Here is an 18,660-nt window from a genome sequence, read left to right on the forward strand (position 1 = left end):
CATATGTTCTATTTCGCCTCATTCGCCCGCTTTACGGCGTCCACGGTCAGCAGCGCCTGTTCAAACGATTCGTAAACGGCGTTGCCGACAACAACAGTATCCGCCCGGCGCGCCATCTCAGCCGCCTGCTCCGGTGCGGTGATGCCGCCGCCATAAAACAGCTGCGTCTCGCCGAGCGCCTGTTTCACTTTTTCCACCAAGGCGGGGTCGCCGTATATGCCGCTATATTCAAGATAAAAGATCGGCAGCTTGTACAAATGTTGAGCGAGGCGAGCGTAGGCCACCACATCGTCTTCGCTCAGGCCGGCGTCGGCTTCGGTGAGCTTCGCCGCCTTGCATTCCGGATTTAAAATGCAATACCCCTCGGCAAAAATCTCATCCCAATTCATGATCTCGCCATATTGTTTCACCGCCTCATGATGGCGGCCCACCACCCAGTCGACATGGCGGCTGTTTAACACGATCGGAATGAAATACGCATCAAACCCCGGCGTCAAGGCCTCAAGATTTGTGACTTCAAGCGCGCATGGCACCGAAAACCGGCGGATGCGGGCCAATAAATCAAGCACGCCATCGAGCGTCACCCCGTCCGTTCCGCCGACGATGACGGCATCCGTCCCCGACTCGCAAAGGCGCTCAAGGCGCTCATCATCGATCGGTTTGTTCGGGTCGAGCTTAAACACATGGCGCCAGGCGCGAATCTCTTCCATGACAATACCCCTTCCACTCCGTTCTCCATTGTTTCATTATAACAAATCCGCAAAAAGAAAAGGAGTTCCTTTGCGAATGGAAGGAATCTCCTTGCCTGCTTAGTCTGTCACCGCTTCATTCTCTTCTTGCGGTTGTTCCTCTTTAATGCGGTCAAGCGCCATGGCATAGGCATCGTTTCCATAGTTGAGGCAGCGTTTGACGCGCGAAATGGTCGCCGTGCTCGCTCCGGTTTCCGTTTCAATTTTATGGTACGTATACCCTTCCCGCAACATGCGGGCGACTTCCAGACGTTGGGCAAGCGCCTGAATTTCGTTGACGGTGCATAAATCATCGAAAAAACGGTAACACTCTTCCAAATCGCGCAGCGACAAGATGGCTTTAAACAGTTGATCAAGCTCTCTGCCGCGCAGCTTGTCGATTTGCATGTTTGTCTCCTCCTTGCTTTGGCGAAAAACGATTTGGTGGACTGTTGGCGCTCTCCTCTTTATGTTTATGGTTTGGAAAACCCGCCGGCGGCCGTTTTCGGGTCACCGCCATTGCACGATCGCCAGTTCCGGAACGATATTGATCCACGTTTTGCCAGGCACGAACCCGACCGGCGCCCCATCGCGGTATGGCAGCAGCCGGCCGTCGACATTTTTCCATTCAATCGGCTGGATGATGCCGTTTTGCAGCAAATAGCCTTGGCCGCCGGACGTGAGGTCAACGTCGCGCCGCCCATGGCTGTCGATCACTTGATGGCGGGCGGCGATGATCATCACGTTTTGCGCCACAACCGGGTCGCGCGTATCGTAATCGACCGTCTGCTCGCCGCCGCTGTATCGGTAATACCCATGCCGTTCCGGAGCATAGCGGTATTCCACTTGGGCGTACGAGCGGTGCGAATAGGTGATGCGGACCGTCCCTGCCTTTTCCCCGCTCGGTTTGTCCGCGCGAAACGGCAGCGGTGCGACATCGTCCGTCCAAGCATACCCGTTTTGTTCCGCCCCTTTTTCAATGTTGGCAAACGTAATGTACGAGTTGTGCGGCGCCTTGCGGAAGGAAACGCGCTTAAACAGCGTTCCGTCATAAAAGAGCCCGTTCAAATAATCGGTTTCCCCCTGCTCGAGCCGCGCTTTCGCTTCCGGGCTCCATCCATGGCAAACATAAATGGCATTGTAGCCCTCGCTCAAATCAATATAATAATCACGCGCACTCCGCACCGGCCCGACTCGTTCCGGCTGTTCGCTTTGGTAAAGCGCCAAAAAGCGAGTGATATCCCCCTCAGCGAGCACCTCGTACACGATATCCGCCTTGCTTAATCCCGACTGCGGGCGCGCCTTCGGATGGTTGTTGACCATCACGCCGACAACCCGCTGATGAACGTCCCCTTCCGCCGGCAGCCCGGTCAGCGGAAACGTTTCTTTCTCCTTCTCCTCTGCTGGGGGCTGAGGCGGCCGCTCTTGCGCAGGTGGTTTCGCCGGCTTTGGTTCGCTTTGGGCGGTGCACCCACCAAGGAGCAGCACCATACAGCCCATGGCAGACAGCCAACGTTTCAATGGACACACAACCTTTTTCTTTTTTATTTTACCGCATTATCGAAGGAAAGAGTACCGTTTTGTGCATGACATCGTAAATGCCGCGCTGGGTGATGCGCACATACGGCAAATGGGTCGACTGCAAAAAGAAGAGCGAATACACAGGGTCTTCAAAGCGGTATCCCCTCTCCCGCAACAGACGGACGAACTCTTTTTCCTTGTCGATCAATGACTCCATCTCCAGCGCGGACATCATGCCGCCAAGCGGAAGCGGAAGCTCAAATACGATTTCGCCATTTTCGGCAAGCGCCAAGCCGCCGCCGATTTCCTTCATCCGTCGGAAAGCGAGCAACATATCTTCCTTATGTTTGCCGATTAAAACCAAATCGCCCGTATTCGAGTACGAGCTCGCCAACCCGCCGAGCGCTGATGAAAAGCCTTTGAGCATCGTGTTGACGTGCCAGCGTCCATTCCGGTCAAGCAGCACCAAAAAGCTTTCATCATGATCATGCCCTAGCCGGTCGCGCGATGTGTCGATCGAGACGGAATACGGTTTTAAAATAACGGCATTTTCCATTCGCAATCCCATCGGCATCGAAAACTGCAAATCATCCCACCCGAGTTCCCATGACAGCGACAGCGGCCGGATGCCGAACTGTTCCCATGCGGGCGCCGTCCATGGGATCGGCGCTTCTCCGTCGCGCTTCACCCATTCGCCTTTGGCGAGCACTTGCACCGGAGTCGGATCGTGGGCCGAACGCAGGAAGTTGATATGGGCGATGCGGCCGGTCGCGATGCTGCCGTGGAGATGTTCGATGCCGTAATGGCGGGCGGCGTTGAGCGTCGCCATCGCGTACGCATCGATCACCGGCACGCCATGCTCAATGGCGATGCGAATGAGCCAATCGATCACCCCGCCTTCGTAAAAGGACGGCGGCGAACCGTCGGTTGTCAACAAACATTTGTCGTAATGCCGAATGCCGAGCGCTTTCATTTCCTCAAGCAGCACCGGCAAGTCCGGACGAATCGAAGAATGGCGGAGCGTGACCGTATAACCGTGCCAAAGACGGGTTCGCACCTCTTTTCCCGTCATGGCCTCATGGTCGCCATCCACGCCAAATAGCGCCATTTTGACAAGCGTTTTTTCCGACGCTCCCGGAAAATGCCCTTCGATTTTGCGGCGCCGCCGTTTCGCCTCTTGCATCCAATACAGAACGATGTCGTCGCCGCTGACGAGTCTCGGCCACGACGTCAGCTCGCCGCCTTGGAGGACCGTTTCCTGGTCAAGCCATCGTTTGATCCGGGCGTTGGACAATTGCTCATCCTCGCGCTCCAGCTCCGTTTGGCCATCAAACCGGCACCACCAATACATCGATGTTGGAAGCGCATTCATTTGTTGCAAAAATAAAAGCGCCTCGTCATCATTCAGATGCAAAAGGAAAAACAAGTTATCGTTCACTAGCGTCGTCGTCCCGCGCGCCGCTGCATAACGGGCAAATGAATGGGGATTATATAATTGAAATGGATGGACATGCGGCTCGATGTAGCCGGGAACGAGCACATACCCGCGGCAGTCGACGACTTCGCACGCCTCGTCGACCCGGTCGGGAAGACGCTCTCCGGCATACACGATGCGGTCCCCATGGATCCATATGTTCCCTTTTACCCATTCACGAAAATACGAGTGCAAATACGTCGCATTCACCAATACTTTCGTTGGTGATTGTTTGCCATCAATCACTGCTGCTTGTTCACGCAGTTCGCTGCCTTTCCAGCGGTAACGTTGTTCGCCCATTGACACCCCGTCCCTTGTTTCCTAATCGTTCCATATAATCATTTTAACGTACGAAAGCGATTTTCACAATAAAAAGATGAGGAGGGGCAAGCCAATGGCAAATATCGGCATTGTGAATGCGCTCATTCGCATTACGCTCGGTTTGACTGTCGTAGCGTGGGCGACCGCCCGCCTGGCCCGGCGGCCATGGTGCACATCGTACTTGTTCGCCGCTTTGCTTGGGGCCATGAAAGTCGGTGAAGGGATTACCCGTTTTTGCCCGCTGACGGCCTTGTTTGACAACATGCAGCGCCAGCAGCTGCTTGAAGAACAAAAAGAAGCCGTTGTCAATCCAACGTAACGAACATCATGCGGTCAACTTGGAACAAGGTTGCATATGGCACCTGTTTCCTGTCGTGCTGGCGCGTGTTGCGCCGGCGGACGAAGATGCTGCGACCGCGTCTCGTCAAGTTCGGAGGCATCCACTTTGCGGGGAACTGGCTTCGGCCTTGTCGTCCATTTACTTGGAACTTGCGTCTTGAGCCGCCCGGACTTCTCAGGAAAGTTGGCTTCGACCCCGCCCGAATTGTTCCATTATCACGCCAAAAAGGTGTCCCAGATTCGGGACACCTTCCACCCAAAGGAGTGATTGACCATGTTGCTGGAATATATGACCGATATGTCGTTCGTATTGGCCGCGTTAATCGGGGGAATTATCGCTCTTTCATACGTGTATATGCGGCGGAGGCGCGTTCGATAGCGCGCCGGCCGATGTCGCGGCGGTAAAACAGCCCGTCGCTTTCGATTCGCGTCAACTGTTCATACACTTTTTCCTTCGCCTCAACGAGTGTGCTCCCTTTCGCTGCTGCCAGAAGAACGCGGCCGCCGTTCGTGTACAGTGCACCGTCTTCTTGCTTCGTCCCGGCATGGAATAGCAGCACATCGGAATCAAGCCGATCCACCCCCCGAATGGCCGCTCCGCGCTCATAGGCGCCCGGATAGCCTTTGGCAGCCAGCACGACGCCGAGCACCGCTTCGTCCGTCCACTCAAGCGCCAGCTCTTTTCCTTCCATCACCGCGAGGATCGCTTCAACCAAATCGGTTTTCAGCCGCGGCAGCACGACTTGCGCCTCGGGATCGCCAAAACGGGCGTTGAATTCGATCACTTTCGGCCCGGCTGCCGTTTCGATCAGCCCAGCATACAGCACGCCGGTAAACGGCCGGCCTTCAGCCACTAACGCTTTGGCGGCCGGGCGCAAAATCGTTTCCAGCGCTGTTTCCACCGTCTCCGCTGAGATTTGCGGCACTGGCGAATACGCTCCCATCCCACCGGTGTTCGGACCTTCATCCCCGTCATACGCCCGCTTATGGTCTTGGGCGATGGCAAGTGGATACACCTTCTCGCCGTTGACGAACGCCATAAACGAAAATTCTTCGCCTTCCAAATACTCCTCGATCACGACTTGGCAGCCGGCTGTGCCAAACTGGCCATCGATAAGCGCTGCCTTCGCGGCGGCCAGCGCTTCTTCCACCGTTTGGGCGACGGTCACGCCTTTTCCGGCGGCCAATCCGTCCGCTTTCACGACGATCGGCGCGCCTTTTTGTTCAATATAAGCTTTCGCCTCTTCATACGACGCAAAGGTCGCATGGTCCGCCGTTGGGATGCCGTATTTCTTCATCAGCTCCTTCGCAAACGCCTTGCTTCCTTCGATGAGCGCTGCCGCTTGAGTTGGGCCGAAAATGCGAAGCCCCTCAGCCAGAAACCGATCGACGATGCCAGCAGCCAGCGGCGCTTCCGGCCCAACGATCGTCAAACCGATTGCGCGTTGCTTCGCAAACTGCACAAGCGCGTCGATATCGAGCTCATCAATGTCGACGAGCTCCGCCACTTCCCCGATGCCCGGGTTGCCTGGCGCCGCGTACAGCTTGTCCACAAGCGGGCTTTGCGCCGCTTTCCAGGCGATGGCATGCTCGCGCCCGCCGCGTCCGACTACCAGAACGTTCATTGTCTTCCTCCTTTTTGCCGCCGTTTAATGTTTGAAATGGCGCACGCCGGTAAACACCATGGCCACGCCGTACTCATCCGCTTTGCGAATCGAGTCGGCGTCGCGAATCGAGCCGCCCGGCTGAATGATCGCGGTAATGCCGGCTTTTGCTGCTGCTTCAACCGTGTCGTCCATCGGGAAGAACGCATCGGACGCCAACACAGCGCCAACCGCCTGTTCCCCGGCTTGTTCAATGGCAATGTTGGCCGCGCCGACTCGATTCATTTGCCCGGCGCCCACGCCGACCGTCATCCCGTTTTTGGCGAGTACAATCGCATTCGATTTCACATGTTTGACAACCTTCCAAGCAAATCGAAGCTGTTCGCGCTCCGCCTCGGTCGGCTCGCGTTTCGTGACGACGTTCCATTCGGCGTCTTCAAGCGTATACTTATCGGCCTCTTGCACAAGCAAGCCGCCATTGACGGAAACGAGCGTTTTTTCCTTAACGTCCGGCGCGGCAAAATCAAGCGTCAACAAGCGGATGTTTTTCTTTTTCGTCAAAATGGCGAGCGCCTCGTCGCTGAACGATGGGGCGATGACGATTTCCAAAAAGATGTCGTGCATCCGTTCGGCTGTTTCTTTGTCCACTTCCCGGTTGACGGCGACAATGCCGCCGAAAATCGAGACCGGATCGGCCTCGTACGCTTTCGTAAATGCCTCAAGAAGCGTGGCACCGACCCCGACGCCGCACGGGTTCATATGTTTGATCGCCGCTGCGGCTGGCTCTTGAAATTCGCGAATGAGGTTGATGGCCGCATTGGCGTCGTTGATGTTGTTGTACGACAGCTCTTTTCCGTGCAGCTGTGCCGCTTTGGCAATCGAGAACGCCGCGCCGAGCGGTTTGGCGTAAAACGCCGCCGATTGATGCGGATTTTCGCCATAGCGCAACGACTGTTTTTTCGTGTAGGTGACGGTGAGCGTTTCCGGATACTCTTCGCCGGTGAGACCGGTCAAATATTCGGCGATCATCGCATCATACGCCGCCGTATGGCGGAACGCTTTCGCCGCCAGCTGCTGCCGCGTCTTTGCTTGGATCGAACCGGTTGTTTTCAGCTCTTCGATCACCATTGGATAGTCGGCCGGGTCAACGACAATCGCGACATCGGCATAGTTTTTCGCCGCCGCCCGCACCATCGTCGGGCCGCCGATATCGATGTTTTCAATCGCCTCGGCCAGCGTCACGTCCGGTTTGGCGATCGTTTGCTGGAACGGGTACAAGTTGACGACGACCAAATCGATCGGGCGGATGCCGTGCTCTTTAAGCGCCGCTTGGTGGCGCTCATCGCTGCGCACCGCCAAAATGCCGCCATGGATGGCTGGATGCAGCGTTTTGACGCGCCCGTCCAAAATTTCCGGAAACCCGGTGACATCGGAGATCGAAATGACCGGAACGCCGGCCTCTTCAAGCGCCCGTTTCGTCCCGCCGGTCGAAATGATGTCGACGCCAAGTTCCGCCAACTGCTTTGCAAACGGAATGATCCCTTCTTTATTGGACACGCTGATCAATGCTCGTTTCACTGCCATCATTCTCGATCCTTTCTTCCTGTTGTTCCTTCTCCCCTAGCAGCATGCGCAACACCGCTGGATACAGCTCATGTTCAACTTGATGGATGCGCGCCTCAAGCGCCTCGATCGGCTCACCGGGCACGATCGGGACGGCGCACTGGGCGATGACCGGCCCGGTGTCCATCCCTTCATCAACATAATGGACGGTGACGCCTGTTTCCAAAACGCCCGCCCGGTACGCCTGGCCGATCGCATCTTTGCCCGGAAACGCCGGCAGCAGCGATGGATGAATGTTGACGATTTTCCCTTCATAGACGGAAAGCAACGTCGGCCCGATCAAACGCATATAGCCGGCGAGCGCAATCCAGTCGATGCGCCGCTCCTTCAGCTCGCGCAAAATTTCGCTTTCAAACGCCGCCTTCGATGGATACTCTTTCGGCGAAAACACGAACGCCGGCACGTTTTCGCGCGCCGCCCGTTCAATGACTTTCGCCCCCGGGCGGTCGCACACCAAAAGCGCTACTTCCGCGGGCACCTCACCGCGCTTGGCTGCGTCGACGATCGCTTGAAAGTTCGTGCCGCTCCCGGACGCAAAGATCGCCAACCGTTTCATGCGCCGTTCCCTCCGGCAAACGACACGCCTTCCCCTTCGACGACTTCGCCGATAATGTATGCGGCCTCCCCTTGCTGGGCCAGCGCATCGACAACCGAGTCCGCCGCCTCCGGGCTGACCGCCATCACAAGGCCGATGCCCATATTAAAGACGGAAAACATCTCTTCTTCCTCAAGCCCGCCGTTTTGGCGCAAAAAATCAAAAATCGGCAGCCCCGGCCATGAGCCGCGCTCAATGCGCGCACCCAGCCCGGAAGGCAGCATGCGCGGAATGTTTTCGATAAATCCGCCGCCGGTAATATGAGCCATCCCTTTGATCGTAAACGTCTGCAGCAAAGAACGCAACGGTTTCGCATAAATGCGTGTCGGCTTCAATAACTCCTCGCCGAGCGGAACCGCAAGCGGCTCGTAAATGCGGTCAACGTCCAACTTCGCTTGGTCAAACACGATGCGGCGCACGAGCGAGTAGCCGTTGCTGTGGAGACCGCTTGAAGGCAGTCCGATCAGCACATCGCTCGCTTGAATCGTTTGCCCGGTCACCAATCGTTCTTTTTCCGCAATGCCGACCGCAAACCCTGCCAAGTCATACTCATTTTCCTCATACATTCCCGGCATTTCCGCCGTTTCCCCGCCGATCAAGGCGCAGCCGGCTTCGACGCAGCCGTCGGCCACCCCTTTGACGATGGCGGCGATTTTCTCCGGCACCGCCTTGCCGCAGGCGATATAGTCAAGGAAAAAGAGCGGTTCCGCTCCTTGGACAAGAATATCGTTGACACACATCGCGACGCAGTCGATGCCGATTGTATCATGTCGGTCAAGCAAAAACGCCACTTTCAGCTTCGTACCGACGCCATCCGTGCCGGAGACAAGCACCGGCTGGCGATAGCCAAGCGCCGATATATCGAACAAACCGCCAAAGCCGCCGATCCCGCCCAGCACTTCCGGGCGCATCGTTTTTTGTACGTGCTGTTTCATGAGAGCGACCGCTTGGTAACCCGCCTCAATGTCAACCCCTGCTTCTTTATATGCGTTTGCCACATTCCATCCTCCCTTTGGCCGCCATGCAGCCAACTTCACACCGAATCGCGTTCTCCATCGCGATGTTATTTCACCGTCAAGCACGGTCGGACAGCCCGGCCGATGCGGGTTGGATATTGGCCAGTGAAACATGCCAAACATTGCCCGCGCTCTGGCGAGACGTCCGGGCGCCCGATCGCCTCAAGCATCCCTTCCTGGCTGAGAAACGCCAGTGAATCCGCACCGATCAAGCGGCGAATCTCTTCGACCGAATATTTCGCCGCGATCAATTCTTCCCTTGATGACGTATCAATGCCGTAAAAACAAGGATGGGTGATCGGCGGGGCGCTGATGCGCACATGCACTTCCACGGCCCCCGCTTCACGGAGCATCGTGACGATGCGCCGGCTTGTCGTCCCGCGCACGATCGAATCGTCGACCATCACGACCCGCTTGCCGGCCACAACCCCGCGCACCGGTGACAGCTTCATTTTCACGCCTTGCTCACGAAGCGCTTGTGACGGCTGGATGAACGTCCGGCCGACGTAACGGTTTTTGATGAGCCCTAATTCATAGGGGATGCCGCTCGCTTCCGCATAGCCGATGGCGACCGAAATGCTCGAGTCCGGCACGCCGGTGACGATGTCGGCCTCTGCCGGCGCCTCAAGCGCCAGCCGTTTCCCTAAGTTTTTGCGGGCCGTATGGACGTTGATGCCGTCGACATGGCTGTCCGGGCGGGCGAAGTAAATGTATTCCATGCTGCAAATCGACCGCGGCTGCCTAGGAGCAAACCGTTCCGAACGCACCCCTTCATGACTGATGATGAGCAATTCCCCAGGCGCCACTTCCCGCTCGTATGTGGCGCCGATGACGTCGAACGCGCACGTTTCCGACGCCACGACATACGCCGAGCCGAGCCGGCCGAGCGACAGCGGCCGGAAGCCGTGCGGGTCAAGCGCCACATAGAGCGCTTCTTCCGTCAGCAGCAAAAACGCAAACGCCCCTTCGATCTGGCTGAGCGCCTCTTTCATTTGCCCGACAAACGTCGGCGCTTGGCTGCGGCGGATGAGATGGGCGAACACTTCCGTATCCGATGTCGTCTGAAAAATGCTTCCTTGTCCTTCAAGCGCGAGCTTCAACTCGATGGCGTTCGTCAAGTTGCCGTTATGGGCGAGCGCCATCGATCCGGTTTGCGAGCGGAACAAGAGCGGCTGCACGTTTTCATAGCCGCCCCCGCCCGCCGTCGAATAGCGGACATGACCGATGGCCGCCGCCCCTTTGAGTGCATCGAGCGTGCCGCTTTGAAACACGTCCGTCACCAGCCCCAGCCCTTTATGACCGGATAAGCTCCCGTTATGCGCCGCCACGATGCCGGCCCCTTCCTGCCCACGGTGTTGCAGGCTGTGAAGCCCGTAATATGTGAGCCGGGCGGCGTCTTCATGCCCCCAAATGCCGAAAATGCCGCACTCCTCGTTCAATCCTTTGATTTCAGCAAGCATGGAATAGCCCCTTTCCAGACGTTTCGCATCTCGTCAACCGAAAGGCGGATGACCGTTTCCCCCTGTTCCCCGTTCACTGTCAAGATGCCGTCGCCTGTCACTTCGCCGATTCGCTTCGCTTCCACGAGCTGTTCAAACGCTTCCTGATGTTCTTTTTTCACTGAAACAACAAAGCGCGATTGCGTTTCGCCGAACAGTTCACTGACGAGGTCGCCGCCGACCGTCACCTTGGCGCCAAGCCCTAAAGCCCCCATCAGGCACTCCGCCAACGCGACCGCCAACCCACCTTCCGCCACATCATGCGCCGACGCCACGACCCCAGCGCGGATCGCCGCCAGCAGCTGGCGCTGGCGTCTTGCCTCCACCTCTAAGTCAATCTCCGGTGCTTTTCCGAAAATGCGGCCTTCCAGCCATTTTTGCAGCTCGCTGCCGCCAAACTCCGGCTTCGCCTCGCCGATCACGTAAATGAGGTCGCCCACTTGCTTAAATAGCTGGGTGGTAATATGCGAAAGGTCCTCAATGAGCCCGACCATGCCGACGACCGGTGTCGGGTAGACGGCCACACCGTTCGTTTCATTGTACAGCGAGACGTTGCCGCTCACCACCGGCGTCCCGAGCGCCCGGCACGCCTCGCTCATCCCGTCGACCGCTTTTTCGAGCTGCCAGAAAATCTCCGGCTTTTCCGGGCTGCCAAAGTTAAGGCAGTCCGTAATCGCGAGCGGCTTCGCCCCCGAACAAACGACGTTGCGCGCCGCCTCGGCGACGGCGATTTTCCCGCCCACTTCCGGATCCAAGTACAAGTAGCGCGAATTGCAATCCGTGGTGAGCGCAAGCGCCTTATTCGTGCCGCGGATGCGCACGACGGCCGCGTCCGATCCTGGGGCGACGACCGTATTCGTCCGCACCATGTAGTCATATTGGTCGTACACCCATTCTTTGCTCGCAATCGTCGGCTGGGCGAGCAGCCCGAGCAATGTTTGGTTGTAGTCTTCGATGTGCGGAATATACGGCGGCATCGCTTGAAATTCGCGGTAGTAAACCGGCTCTTTCGACGGCTTATGGTAAACCGGCGCGTCTTTCGCCAGCGCGTCCACCGGAATTTCCGCCGCCACCTCGCCGCGGAACCAGAGACGAAGCATTTTGTCATCGGTCACTTTGCCGATCGCTTTTGCTTCCAACCCATACTTGGCAAAAATCGCAGCGATTTCGTCTTCCCGCCCTTGCTTGACGACAAGCAGCATCCGCTCCTGCGATTCAGACAGCATCATTTCATACGGCGTCATGCCGGTCTCGCGCTGCGGGACGAGATCCAAATTCATTTCAATGCCAAATCCGCCTTTGCTTGCCATTTCGGCGGATGAACTCGTGAGCCCTGCCGCCCCCATATCTTGAATGCCGACTAACGCATCCGACTTGACTGCTTCCAAACACGCCTCCAGCAGCAGTTTTTCCATAAACGGATCGCCGACTTGCACGGCCGGGCGCTTTGCTTCCGACTGTTCGCTCAACTCTTCCGATGCAAACGTCGCCCCGTGGATGCCGTCGCGGCCCGTTTTCGCCCCGACGTACATGACCGTGTTGCCGACTCCAGTCGCAATGCCGCGCTGAATATCCTCATGGCGGATGATCCCGACGCACATGGCGTTGACAAGCGGATTCCCTTCATACGACGGATCAAACTGCACTTCACCGCCGACCGTCGGGATGCCGACGCAGTTGCCGTACCCGGCAATGCCGGCGACGACCTGCTCGAACAAATATTTAACGCGCGGCGACGTCAGTTCGCCAAACCGAAGTGAATTGAGCAGCGCGATCGGCCGCGCCCCCATCGAAAAGACGTCGCGGATGATGCCGCCGACCCCGGTCGCCGCCCCTTGATACGGCTCGATCGCCGACGGGTGATTGTGGCTTTCGATTTTAAACGCCACCGCCAACCCGTCCCCAATATCGACAATGCCCGCACCCTCACCCGGCCCTTGCAGCACGTGCGGGCCGTCGGTCGGGAATTTTTTCAGCACCGGCTTCGAGTTTTTATAGCTGCAGTGCTCCGACCACATTACCGAAAAAATGCCGGTTTCCGTGTAGTTCGGCAGCCTTCCTAAAATCGCCTCAATGCGCGCAAATTCGTCATCCGTCAATCCCATCTCGCGGTACAATTGTTGTTCTTTGATCATCGCCGCGCTCGGCTCAAGCAGTAACGACATGCGTCTCCCTCCAATAGTTGACGATCGATCGGAATAGTTTCAATCCGTCCGCGCTGCCGAGCAAGGCGTCGACCGCCCGCTCCGGATGCGGCATCATGCCAAGCACATTGCCCCGCTCATTGACGATGCCGGCAATATCCATGAGGCTGCCGTTCGGATTTTCTCCATGGTAACGGAACACGATTTGCCGGTTCTCGACAAGGCGCTCGAGCGTCTGTTCATCGCAATAATAATTCCCTTCACCATGGGCGATTGGAATTGTAATGACTTCGCCTTTTTCGTAGGCAGACGTAAACATCGTTTCATGATTTTCCACCGTCAGCTGGACCGGCCGGCAGATGAATTTCAACCCTTGATTGCGGCGCATCGCCCCAGGAAGCAAGCCGGCTTCAAGCAAAATTTGAAACCCGTTGCACACCCCAAGCACCGGTTTTCCCGCTTCGGCGGCTTTTTTTACGGCAGCCATCACCTTGGAGAAACGGGCAATGGCTCCGGAACGCAAGTAATCGCCGTACGAAAACCCGCCTGGAAGCAAAATGGCGTCAAACCGATCCAAGTTGTCCTCATCATGCCAGACGTACTCGACTTCCTCGCCAAGCTCATCGGCGATCGCATGATACATGTCGACGTCGCAATTCGATCCCGGAAATACAACGACGGCAAACTTCATCGGGCGACGGCCTCCTCAATTTCATAGCGGTAATCTTCAATCACCGGATTGGCGAGCAGCTTTTCGCACATCTCGCGAACGATCTCGTTGATGTCGCGGCCGCTCTCTTCCATCACAAGCTCCATGAACTTCCCGATTCGTACATCTTTCACTTCCGTATATGACAAGCTGTGCAGCGCCCCTTTCACCGCGGTCCCTTGCGGATCCAACACACTTTCGCGCAGCGTCACATATACTTTTACCTTGTACATGCCGATTCTCCCCCTAATCGTTGTAAAATGACTTCATACGCCTCCGTCAAGCTGCCGAGATCGCGGCGAAACACGTCTTTATCGAGCTTCTCGTTCGTGTCAGCGTCCCACAGCCGGCACGTATCGGGCGAAATCTCGTCGGCTAAAACAATCGCCCCGTCCGCCGTGCGGCCGAACTCCAGCTTAAAATCAATTAATCTCACCTTTCGTTCCGCAAAATGGGCCCCCAGCACGTCGTTCACCTTGAGCGCTTCGCGTTTCAACTGGTCAATCTCCTCGCGGCTGGCGAGTTTTAAAATGAAGATATGATCTTCCAACAACAACGGGTCGCCAAGGTCGTCGTTTTTGTAATAAAACTCAACAAGCGGCGCCTCAAGCGGCGTCCCTTCCTCTAGACCGATCCGCTTGGCTAAACTTCCCGCTACCACATTGCGGACAACGACTTCAAGCGGGATGATCGTCACGCGCCGGACCAATTGTTCCGTTGGCGACAGCTTTTCAATAAAATGATTGGCAATGCCTGCTTCGCGCAGCTTCAAAAACAACAAGCTGGAAATCTCGTTATTGAGCCGCCCTTTGCCGGCGATCGTCGCCTTTTTTTCGCCGTTAAACGCCGTTGCGCTGTCTTTGTACTCGACCCAAAGCACATCTGGCTCGTCAGTCGCGTAAATTTTTTTCGCTTTCCCTTCATATAACAGCTGTTGTTTCGTCGGCACGATCAACGCCTCCATTTGTCCAGAAGATTGAAAATCTTTTGTATAGCCGGCCGGCTTCGACCAGCCGGCAGCCGCTCACTCCAACCCTAAGCGGGCAAAAATCGTATCGACATGTTTCAAGTGATGGCGATAATCAAAACAATCATCGAGCTCCTCTTTCGTCAGCCGGCTCATGATCCGCTCATCCGCTTCAAGAAGCGAGCGGAACGGCACTTGTCGCTCCCACGCTTCCATCGCTTTCGGCTGCACCAAATCGTACGCTTCCTCGCGCGTCATCCCTTTGTCAATCAAAGCGAGCAACACGCGTTGCGAGTAAATGAGCCCGAACGTGCGCTCCATATTTTTTTTCATGTTTTCCGGGTACACAAGCAAATGTTTCACGATATTCGCGAATCGGTTCAACATATAATTCAACGCAATCGTCGCATCCGGCAAAATGATGCGCTCGGCCGACGAATGGGAAATGTCGCGTTCATGCCAAAGCGGCACGTTTTCGTACGCTGTCACCATATAGCCGCGAATGACGCGCGCCATGCCGGTCATGTTTTCCGAACCGATCGGATTGCGCTTATGCGGCATCGCTGATGAGCCTTTTTGTCCTTTGGCAAAAAACTCTTCGACTTCGCGGACTTCGCTTTTTTGCAAGCCGCGAATCTCGACGGCAAATTTTTCAATCGATGTCGCAATTAAGGCCAATGTCGCCATATAGTAAGCGTGGCGGTCGCGCTGCAGCGTCTGCGTCGAAATCGGCGCCGGCATCAAGCCGAGTTTTTCACACACATACTGCTCCACAAACGGATCCACGTTGGCGTACGTGCCGACTGCGCCGGAAATTTTCCCTACTTCCACCATCTTGGCAGCTTGTTCAAACCGCTCCAAATTTCGCACCATCTCGGCATACCAAAGCGCCAGCTTCAGCCCGAACGTCGTCGGTTCGGCATGAACGCCGTGCGTGCGCCCCATCATGACCGTGTATTTATGTTCGCGCGCTTTCTCTTTCAGCACTTGAATGAAGTTTTCCAAATCACGCCGCAAAATCGCGTTCGCCTGCTTTAACAAGTAGCCGAGCGCCGTATCGACGACATCGGTCGACGTGAGACCATAATGCACCCATTTTCGTTCTTCCCCAAGCGTCTCAGAAACGGCGCGGGTGAAGGCGACGACATCGTGGCGCGTTTCTTCTTCGATTTCCTTAATGCGGTTGACGTCAAACGACGCGTTTTCACGCAGGCGGCGGACATCTTCTTTTGGGATGACGCCAAGCTCGGCCCACGCCTCGCACGCGAGCAGTTCCACCTCAAGCCATGCCTTAAAGCGGTTTTCCTCGGTCCAAATCGCTCCCATTTCCGGTCTTGTGTAACGTTCAATCATCCTCGTTCCAGCCTCCGATCATGCCAAATTTGCCACGACTCGATTCGCCTCAGCGCTTCCTCAACATCGTCCGCCAGTACGGTCACATGGCCCATTTTTCGCTTCGGCTTCGCCTCATGCTTGCCGTATAAATGGAGATAGGCTGCGCCGCCGAGCGCCCCGATCTGCCCGATGGCCGGTCCGACGTGCTCCCCTAAAAGGTTCACCATCACAGCCGGCTTCAACAACTCCGTCGATCCGAGCGGCCAGTTGCAGACGGCGCGGATGTGCTGGGCGAACTGCGACGTCGCACATGCATTGATTGTATAATGACCCGAGTTGTGCGGTCTAGGGGCCAACTCATTAATATAAATATCCCCGTCCGCCGTCAAAAACATTTCAACGGCCAGCGTCCCAACAAGCGAACACGACGCCGCCAGCGTCTTGGCGTAACGGACCGCCCTCTGCTCGATGTGTTGCGGGATCCGTGCTGGAACGATCGTTTGATGCAAAATGTTCTCGATATGAATATTTTCCGCCACTGGAAAAACAGCCGTCTCACCATCGAGGTTGCGGGCGACAATGACCGACATTTCCTTCACAAACGGCACCCAGCCTTCCAAAATGCATGGGCCAAGCCCAAGCAAATCAGCCGCTTTGGCTAGATCGCCTTCGCCGCGCAGCACATATTGCCCTTTGCCGTCATAACCGCCGCGCCGCGTTTTCAAGACGCACGGAAAGCCGATCATGGCAACGGCCTGTTCCAACTCATCCCATCCGTCCACTTCCCGATACGGCGCCACCGGCAGCCCGGCTTCGACGATCGCCGCCTTCTCGAGCGCCCGGTCTTGCGTCACCGCCAGCAGCCGGCTTCCTTGCGGGACATAGGCGTTTGCCTCCAGCCACTCAAGCGCCTGCGCATCGATATTTTCAAATTCGTACGTAATGACATCGCTCACGCGCGCCAGTTCAGCTATCGCATCCAAATCATGGTACGGCGCGGTGATTTCCACATCGGCCACTTGCCCGCACGGGGAGTCAGGCGTCGGATCCAGCACGGCGATGCGAAACCCCATCTCACGCGCCGCCAAAGCCATCATCCGCCCGAGCTGCCCCCCACCGATAATGCCGATCGTCTGTCCGGGAACAATCCGCCGCTTAGCCAAGCTGATCACTGCTTTCCACGACTTGTTTTCGAATCGCTTCCCGCCGCGCTTTGAGCGCCTCCATATAGCGCGGCTCAAACAGTCCAACGATCGACACCGCGAGCAGCCCCGCGTTCGTCGCCCCCGCCTTGCCGATCGCCACCGTCGCCACCGGCACCCCACCCGGCATTTGCACAATCGACAATAACGAATCAAGTCCATTCAATGCTTTTGACTGCACAGGAACCCCAATCACCGGCAGCGTCGTTTTCGCCGCAATCATCCCCGGCAAATGAGCCGCACCGCCGGCCCCAGCAATAATGACTTTAATGCCCCTCTCCTCCGCCGTTTCTGCATACCGAAACATCTCATCCGGCGTCCGATGCGCCGACACGACTTTTTTCTCAAACGGAATCCCCAATTCCTCAAGAACAGCGCAAGCATGCCGCATCGTTTCCCAATCCGAATGGCTTCCCATCACAACCCCGACGATCGGGCTCATACGTTCCACCCCTTTAATGCAAAACAATAAAGCCCAGAACATACATTCCCTCTTATAAGCGAGGGAAAGCATCGTTCTGGGCTTTGACAGTTGCTGATCGAAAAAAAGCCAAAACCGATCCTTCCCCTCATAGTCCAATCATTTACGGTGATTGGGTAGAGACTTTTGGGCCATATTCCCAAAATTATATGAGGGACATTGCGATACACTATGAAGCTACTTTTATATTAACAAGTTTTGAAACAAAGTGTCAAGGCAAAATCGAACATTTAATATTTTTGAAAAGGAAATGTTCGTATTTTATTAATCACCAAACAGACAGGGCGGCATATGATGAAGGAGCAGAGGAGGGAAACGCCATGGCTGATCAAAACCCGTTCACACCGTTTTCCGATTGGACAAAGCATTGGCAGCAGTTTTTCCAAACCGATTTTTGGGGGAGCATTCAGCCGTTGCTGCCGTCGGCAAACAAACCATCATCCGGCATGAACCTATACAAGAAAGACAACGAACTGCTCATCGTCATTAGCCTTCCCGGACTGGAAAAAATCGAGGACGCGGAAGTGTATGTATCATACAAAACGCTGGAAGTGAAGGCGACAGTCAATCTCAACTTTAAAGAGTTTGAATTAGTAGAAGAAGGCATTTTCCAAGGCCGGTTTGAAAAAACCGTTCCACTGCCATTCCCGGTCAAAGAGGACCGCATTGAAGCGACATACCATCACGGCCTGCTCTTCATTCACTTGCATCGCCTCATTCCCGAAGAACCCAAAAAGAAAATTATGATTAAAAAAGGGGAATGATCGTCCCAATAGGCAGCAGACCGTCAACCGCCGCATATAAAAAAAGAGGGTGTCCCATGCCGTGCAGGACACCCTTTCGCGAGTTTCCGTTTCCTATCGCTTTTATGAAAAAGGGGGTCTAGGAAACGATGATCACGCTTTACATTTTGGGGGAGAGGATTAAAAATGGCGTCATTCAAAATGACTCATTTGAAATAGGCAAAAAAATGAGAGAACCAAACAGCTCCCTCATTTTTGCCTGCCTAGCAGCGACCTACTCTTGCAGGGGCGCTGGCCCCAACTACCATCGGCGCTGGAGGGCTTAACTTCCGTGTTCGGGATGGGAACGGGTGTTTCCC

General features: G+C 56.0%; 19 protein-coding genes, 1 rRNA gene and 1 riboswitch. Of the genes, 3 read left to right on the top strand and 17 right to left on the bottom strand.

Annotated elements, in window-relative coordinates; all coding sequences use genetic code 11:
• Positions 1-8: 8 nt before the first annotated feature.
• From pcrB to CV944_RS11600, 4 genes are all read right to left on the bottom strand, one after another.
• Entirely contained in the window at positions 9-710 is a 702-nt protein-coding gene (gene pcrB, locus CV944_RS11585) for a heptaprenylglyceryl phosphate synthase (RefSeq protein ID WP_033009957.1), read from the bottom strand.
• Positions 711-809: 99 nt separating this feature from the next.
• A complete protein-coding gene (locus CV944_RS11590; RefSeq protein WP_033009956.1) occupies positions 810-1,136 on the bottom strand; it encodes a YerC/YecD family TrpR-related protein in 327 nt (108 codons plus the stop codon).
• A gap of 102 nt (positions 1,137-1,238) precedes the next feature.
• Positions 1,239-2,228 carry a DUF3048 domain-containing protein gene (locus CV944_RS11595; RefSeq protein WP_199170452.1) on the bottom strand — a complete coding sequence of 330 codons (990 nt, stop codon included), beginning with the start codon at positions 2,226-2,228 and terminating at the stop codon, positions 1,239-1,241.
• Between the two features lie 49 nt (positions 2,229-2,277).
• On the bottom strand, positions 2,278-4,023 hold the full coding sequence (locus CV944_RS11600; RefSeq protein WP_100664229.1) for an adenine deaminase C-terminal domain-containing protein: 1,746 nt from the start codon (positions 4,021-4,023) through the stop codon (positions 2,278-2,280).
• Positions 4,024-4,117: 94 nt separating this feature from the next.
• Here CV944_RS11600 and CV944_RS11605 point away from each other — a divergent pair, with 94 nt between their 5' ends.
• Together CV944_RS11605 and CV944_RS17970 are read left to right on the top strand one after the other, a co-directional pair.
• On the top strand, positions 4,118-4,363 hold the full coding sequence (locus tag CV944_RS11605; RefSeq protein ID WP_033009953.1) for a YgaP family membrane protein: 246 nt from the start codon (positions 4,118-4,120) through the stop codon (positions 4,361-4,363).
• Positions 4,364-4,657: 294 nt separating this feature from the next.
• Positions 4,658-4,762, top strand: a complete 105-nt coding sequence (locus CV944_RS17970; protein ID WP_325048220.1) for an EYxxD motif small membrane protein — start codon at positions 4,658-4,660, stop codon at positions 4,760-4,762.
• Here CV944_RS17970 and purD read toward each other — a convergent pair.
• The 12 genes from purD to purE form a co-directional block, all read right to left on the bottom strand.
• Positions 4,716-6,008, bottom strand: coding sequence for a phosphoribosylamine--glycine ligase (gene purD / locus CV944_RS11610; protein ID WP_033009951.1), 1,293 nt, complete (start codon positions 6,006-6,008; stop codon positions 4,716-4,718). The two genes, CV944_RS17970 and purD, sit on opposite strands and share 47 nt — an antisense overlap.
• Before the next feature lie 24 nt (positions 6,009-6,032).
• On the bottom strand, positions 6,033-7,571 hold the full coding sequence (purH, locus tag CV944_RS11615; protein WP_063330261.1) for a bifunctional phosphoribosylaminoimidazolecarboxamide formyltransferase/IMP cyclohydrolase: 1,539 nt from the start codon (positions 7,569-7,571) through the stop codon (positions 6,033-6,035).
• On the bottom strand, positions 7,534-8,166 hold the full coding sequence (purN, locus tag CV944_RS11620; RefSeq protein ID WP_033009948.1) for a phosphoribosylglycinamide formyltransferase: 633 nt from the start codon (positions 8,164-8,166) through the stop codon (positions 7,534-7,536). Before purN ends, purH begins: the two co-directional genes overlap by 38 nt.
• Entirely contained in the window at positions 8,163-9,203 is a 1,041-nt protein-coding gene (gene purM, locus CV944_RS11625) for a phosphoribosylformylglycinamidine cyclo-ligase (protein ID WP_033009947.1), read from the bottom strand. Before purM ends, purN begins: the two co-directional genes overlap by 4 nt.
• A gap of 65 nt (positions 9,204-9,268) precedes the next feature.
• Positions 9,269-10,681: an amidophosphoribosyltransferase gene (purF, locus tag CV944_RS11630; RefSeq protein WP_033009946.1), complete on the bottom strand. Its 1,413-nt coding sequence runs from the start codon at positions 10,679-10,681 to the stop codon at positions 9,269-9,271.
• Positions 10,657-12,885: a phosphoribosylformylglycinamidine synthase subunit PurL gene (purL, locus tag CV944_RS11635; protein ID WP_050368120.1), complete on the bottom strand. Its 2,229-nt coding sequence runs from the start codon at positions 12,883-12,885 to the stop codon at positions 10,657-10,659. Before purL ends, purF begins: the two co-directional genes overlap by 25 nt.
• Positions 12,869-13,555: a phosphoribosylformylglycinamidine synthase subunit PurQ gene (purQ, locus tag CV944_RS11640; protein ID WP_100664230.1), complete on the bottom strand. Its 687-nt coding sequence runs from the start codon at positions 13,553-13,555 to the stop codon at positions 12,869-12,871. Before purQ ends, purL begins: the two co-directional genes overlap by 17 nt.
• A complete protein-coding gene (gene purS, locus CV944_RS11645) occupies positions 13,552-13,806 on the bottom strand; it encodes a phosphoribosylformylglycinamidine synthase subunit PurS (protein ID WP_049624734.1) in 255 nt (84 codons plus the stop codon). The genes purQ and purS overlap by 4 nt, the downstream gene beginning before the upstream one ends.
• Positions 13,794-14,537, bottom strand: coding sequence for a phosphoribosylaminoimidazolesuccinocarboxamide synthase (gene purC / locus CV944_RS11650; RefSeq protein ID WP_100664231.1), 744 nt, complete (start codon positions 14,535-14,537; stop codon positions 13,794-13,796). Before purC ends, purS begins: the two co-directional genes overlap by 13 nt.
• A gap of 60 nt (positions 14,538-14,597) precedes the next feature.
• Positions 14,598-15,893 (bottom strand): adenylosuccinate lyase, encoded by a 1,296-nt coding sequence (gene purB, locus CV944_RS11655; RefSeq protein ID WP_100664232.1) that lies wholly within the window; start codon positions 15,891-15,893, stop codon positions 14,598-14,600.
• Complete coding sequence (gene purK / locus CV944_RS11660) at positions 15,890-17,047, bottom strand: 5-(carboxyamino)imidazole ribonucleotide synthase (RefSeq protein WP_233205002.1); 1,158 nt, start codon at positions 17,045-17,047, stop codon at positions 15,890-15,892. Before purK ends, purB begins: the two co-directional genes overlap by 4 nt.
• Positions 17,031-17,519: a 5-(carboxyamino)imidazole ribonucleotide mutase gene (gene purE, locus CV944_RS11665; protein WP_033009939.1), complete on the bottom strand. Its 489-nt coding sequence runs from the start codon at positions 17,517-17,519 to the stop codon at positions 17,031-17,033. Before purE ends, purK begins: the two co-directional genes overlap by 17 nt.
• Positions 17,520-17,629: 110 nt before the next feature.
• A riboswitch (purine riboswitch) is annotated at positions 17,630-17,731 on the bottom strand.
• Between the two features lie 147 nt (positions 17,732-17,878).
• Between purE and CV944_RS11670 the strand changes: the two genes are divergently transcribed.
• Positions 17,879-18,322 (top strand): Hsp20/alpha crystallin family protein, encoded by a 444-nt coding sequence (locus CV944_RS11670; protein WP_100664233.1) that lies wholly within the window; start codon positions 17,879-17,881, stop codon positions 18,320-18,322.
• 240 nt (positions 18,323-18,562) lie between these two features.
• Here the strand turns inward: CV944_RS11670 and rrf are convergent.
• Positions 18,563-18,660: ribosomal RNA gene (gene rrf / locus CV944_RS11675) — 5S ribosomal RNA — on the bottom strand; the annotation flags it as partial.

This window comes from Geobacillus sp. WSUCF-018B, from assembly GCF_002809985.1.
Lineage (GTDB): Bacteria > Bacillota > Bacilli > Bacillales > Anoxybacillaceae > Geobacillus > Geobacillus thermophilus.

What these genes read in the sequence shown, in the direction of transcription:
- pcrB (WP_033009957.1), bottom strand. Translation starts at nt 710, where the DNA reads ATGGAAGAGATTCGCGCCTGGCGCCATGTGTTTAAGCTCGACCCGAAC.
- CV944_RS11590 (WP_033009956.1), bottom strand. Translation starts at nt 1,136, where the DNA reads ATGCAAATCGACAAGCTGCGCGGCAGAGAGCTTGATCAACTGTTTAAA.
- CV944_RS11595 (WP_199170452.1), bottom strand. Translation starts at nt 2,228, where the DNA reads ATGGGCTGTATGGTGCTGCTCCTTGGTGGGTGCACCGCCCAAAGCGAA.
- CV944_RS11600 (WP_100664229.1), bottom strand. Translation starts at nt 4,023, where the DNA reads ATGGGCGAACAACGTTACCGCTGGAAAGGCAGCGAACTGCGTGAACAA.
- CV944_RS11605 (WP_033009953.1), top strand. Translation starts at nt 4,118, where the DNA reads ATGGCAAATATCGGCATTGTGAATGCGCTCATTCGCATTACGCTCGGT.
- CV944_RS17970 (WP_325048220.1), top strand. Translation starts at nt 4,658, where the DNA reads ATGTTGCTGGAATATATGACCGATATGTCGTTCGTATTGGCCGCGTTA.
- purD (WP_033009951.1), bottom strand. Translation starts at nt 6,008, where the DNA reads ATGAACGTTCTGGTAGTCGGACGCGGCGGGCGCGAGCATGCCATCGCC.
- purH (WP_063330261.1), bottom strand. Translation starts at nt 7,571, where the DNA reads ATGGCAGTGAAACGAGCATTGATCAGCGTGTCCAATAAAGAAGGGATC.
- purN (WP_033009948.1), bottom strand. Translation starts at nt 8,166, where the DNA reads ATGAAACGGTTGGCGATCTTTGCGTCCGGGAGCGGCACGAACTTTCAA.
- purF (WP_033009946.1), bottom strand. Translation starts at nt 10,681, where the DNA reads ATGCTTGCTGAAATCAAAGGATTGAACGAGGAGTGCGGCATTTTCGGC.
- purL (WP_050368120.1), bottom strand. Translation starts at nt 12,885, where the DNA reads ATGTCGTTACTGCTTGAGCCGAGCGCGGCGATGATCAAAGAACAACAA.
- purQ (WP_100664230.1), bottom strand. Translation starts at nt 13,555, where the DNA reads ATGAAGTTTGCCGTCGTTGTATTTCCGGGATCGAATTGCGACGTCGAC.
- purS (WP_049624734.1), bottom strand. Translation starts at nt 13,806, where the DNA reads ATGTACAAGGTAAAAGTATATGTGACGCTGCGCGAAAGTGTGTTGGAT.
- purC (WP_100664231.1), bottom strand. Translation starts at nt 14,537, where the DNA reads ATGGAGGCGTTGATCGTGCCGACGAAACAACAGCTGTTATATGAAGGG.
- purB (WP_100664232.1), bottom strand. Translation starts at nt 15,893, where the DNA reads ATGATTGAACGTTACACAAGACCGGAAATGGGAGCGATTTGGACCGAG.
- purE (WP_033009939.1), bottom strand. Translation starts at nt 17,519, where the DNA reads ATGAGCCCGATCGTCGGGGTTGTGATGGGAAGCCATTCGGATTGGGAA.
- CV944_RS11670 (WP_100664233.1), top strand. Translation starts at nt 17,879, where the DNA reads ATGGCTGATCAAAACCCGTTCACACCGTTTTCCGATTGGACAAAGCAT.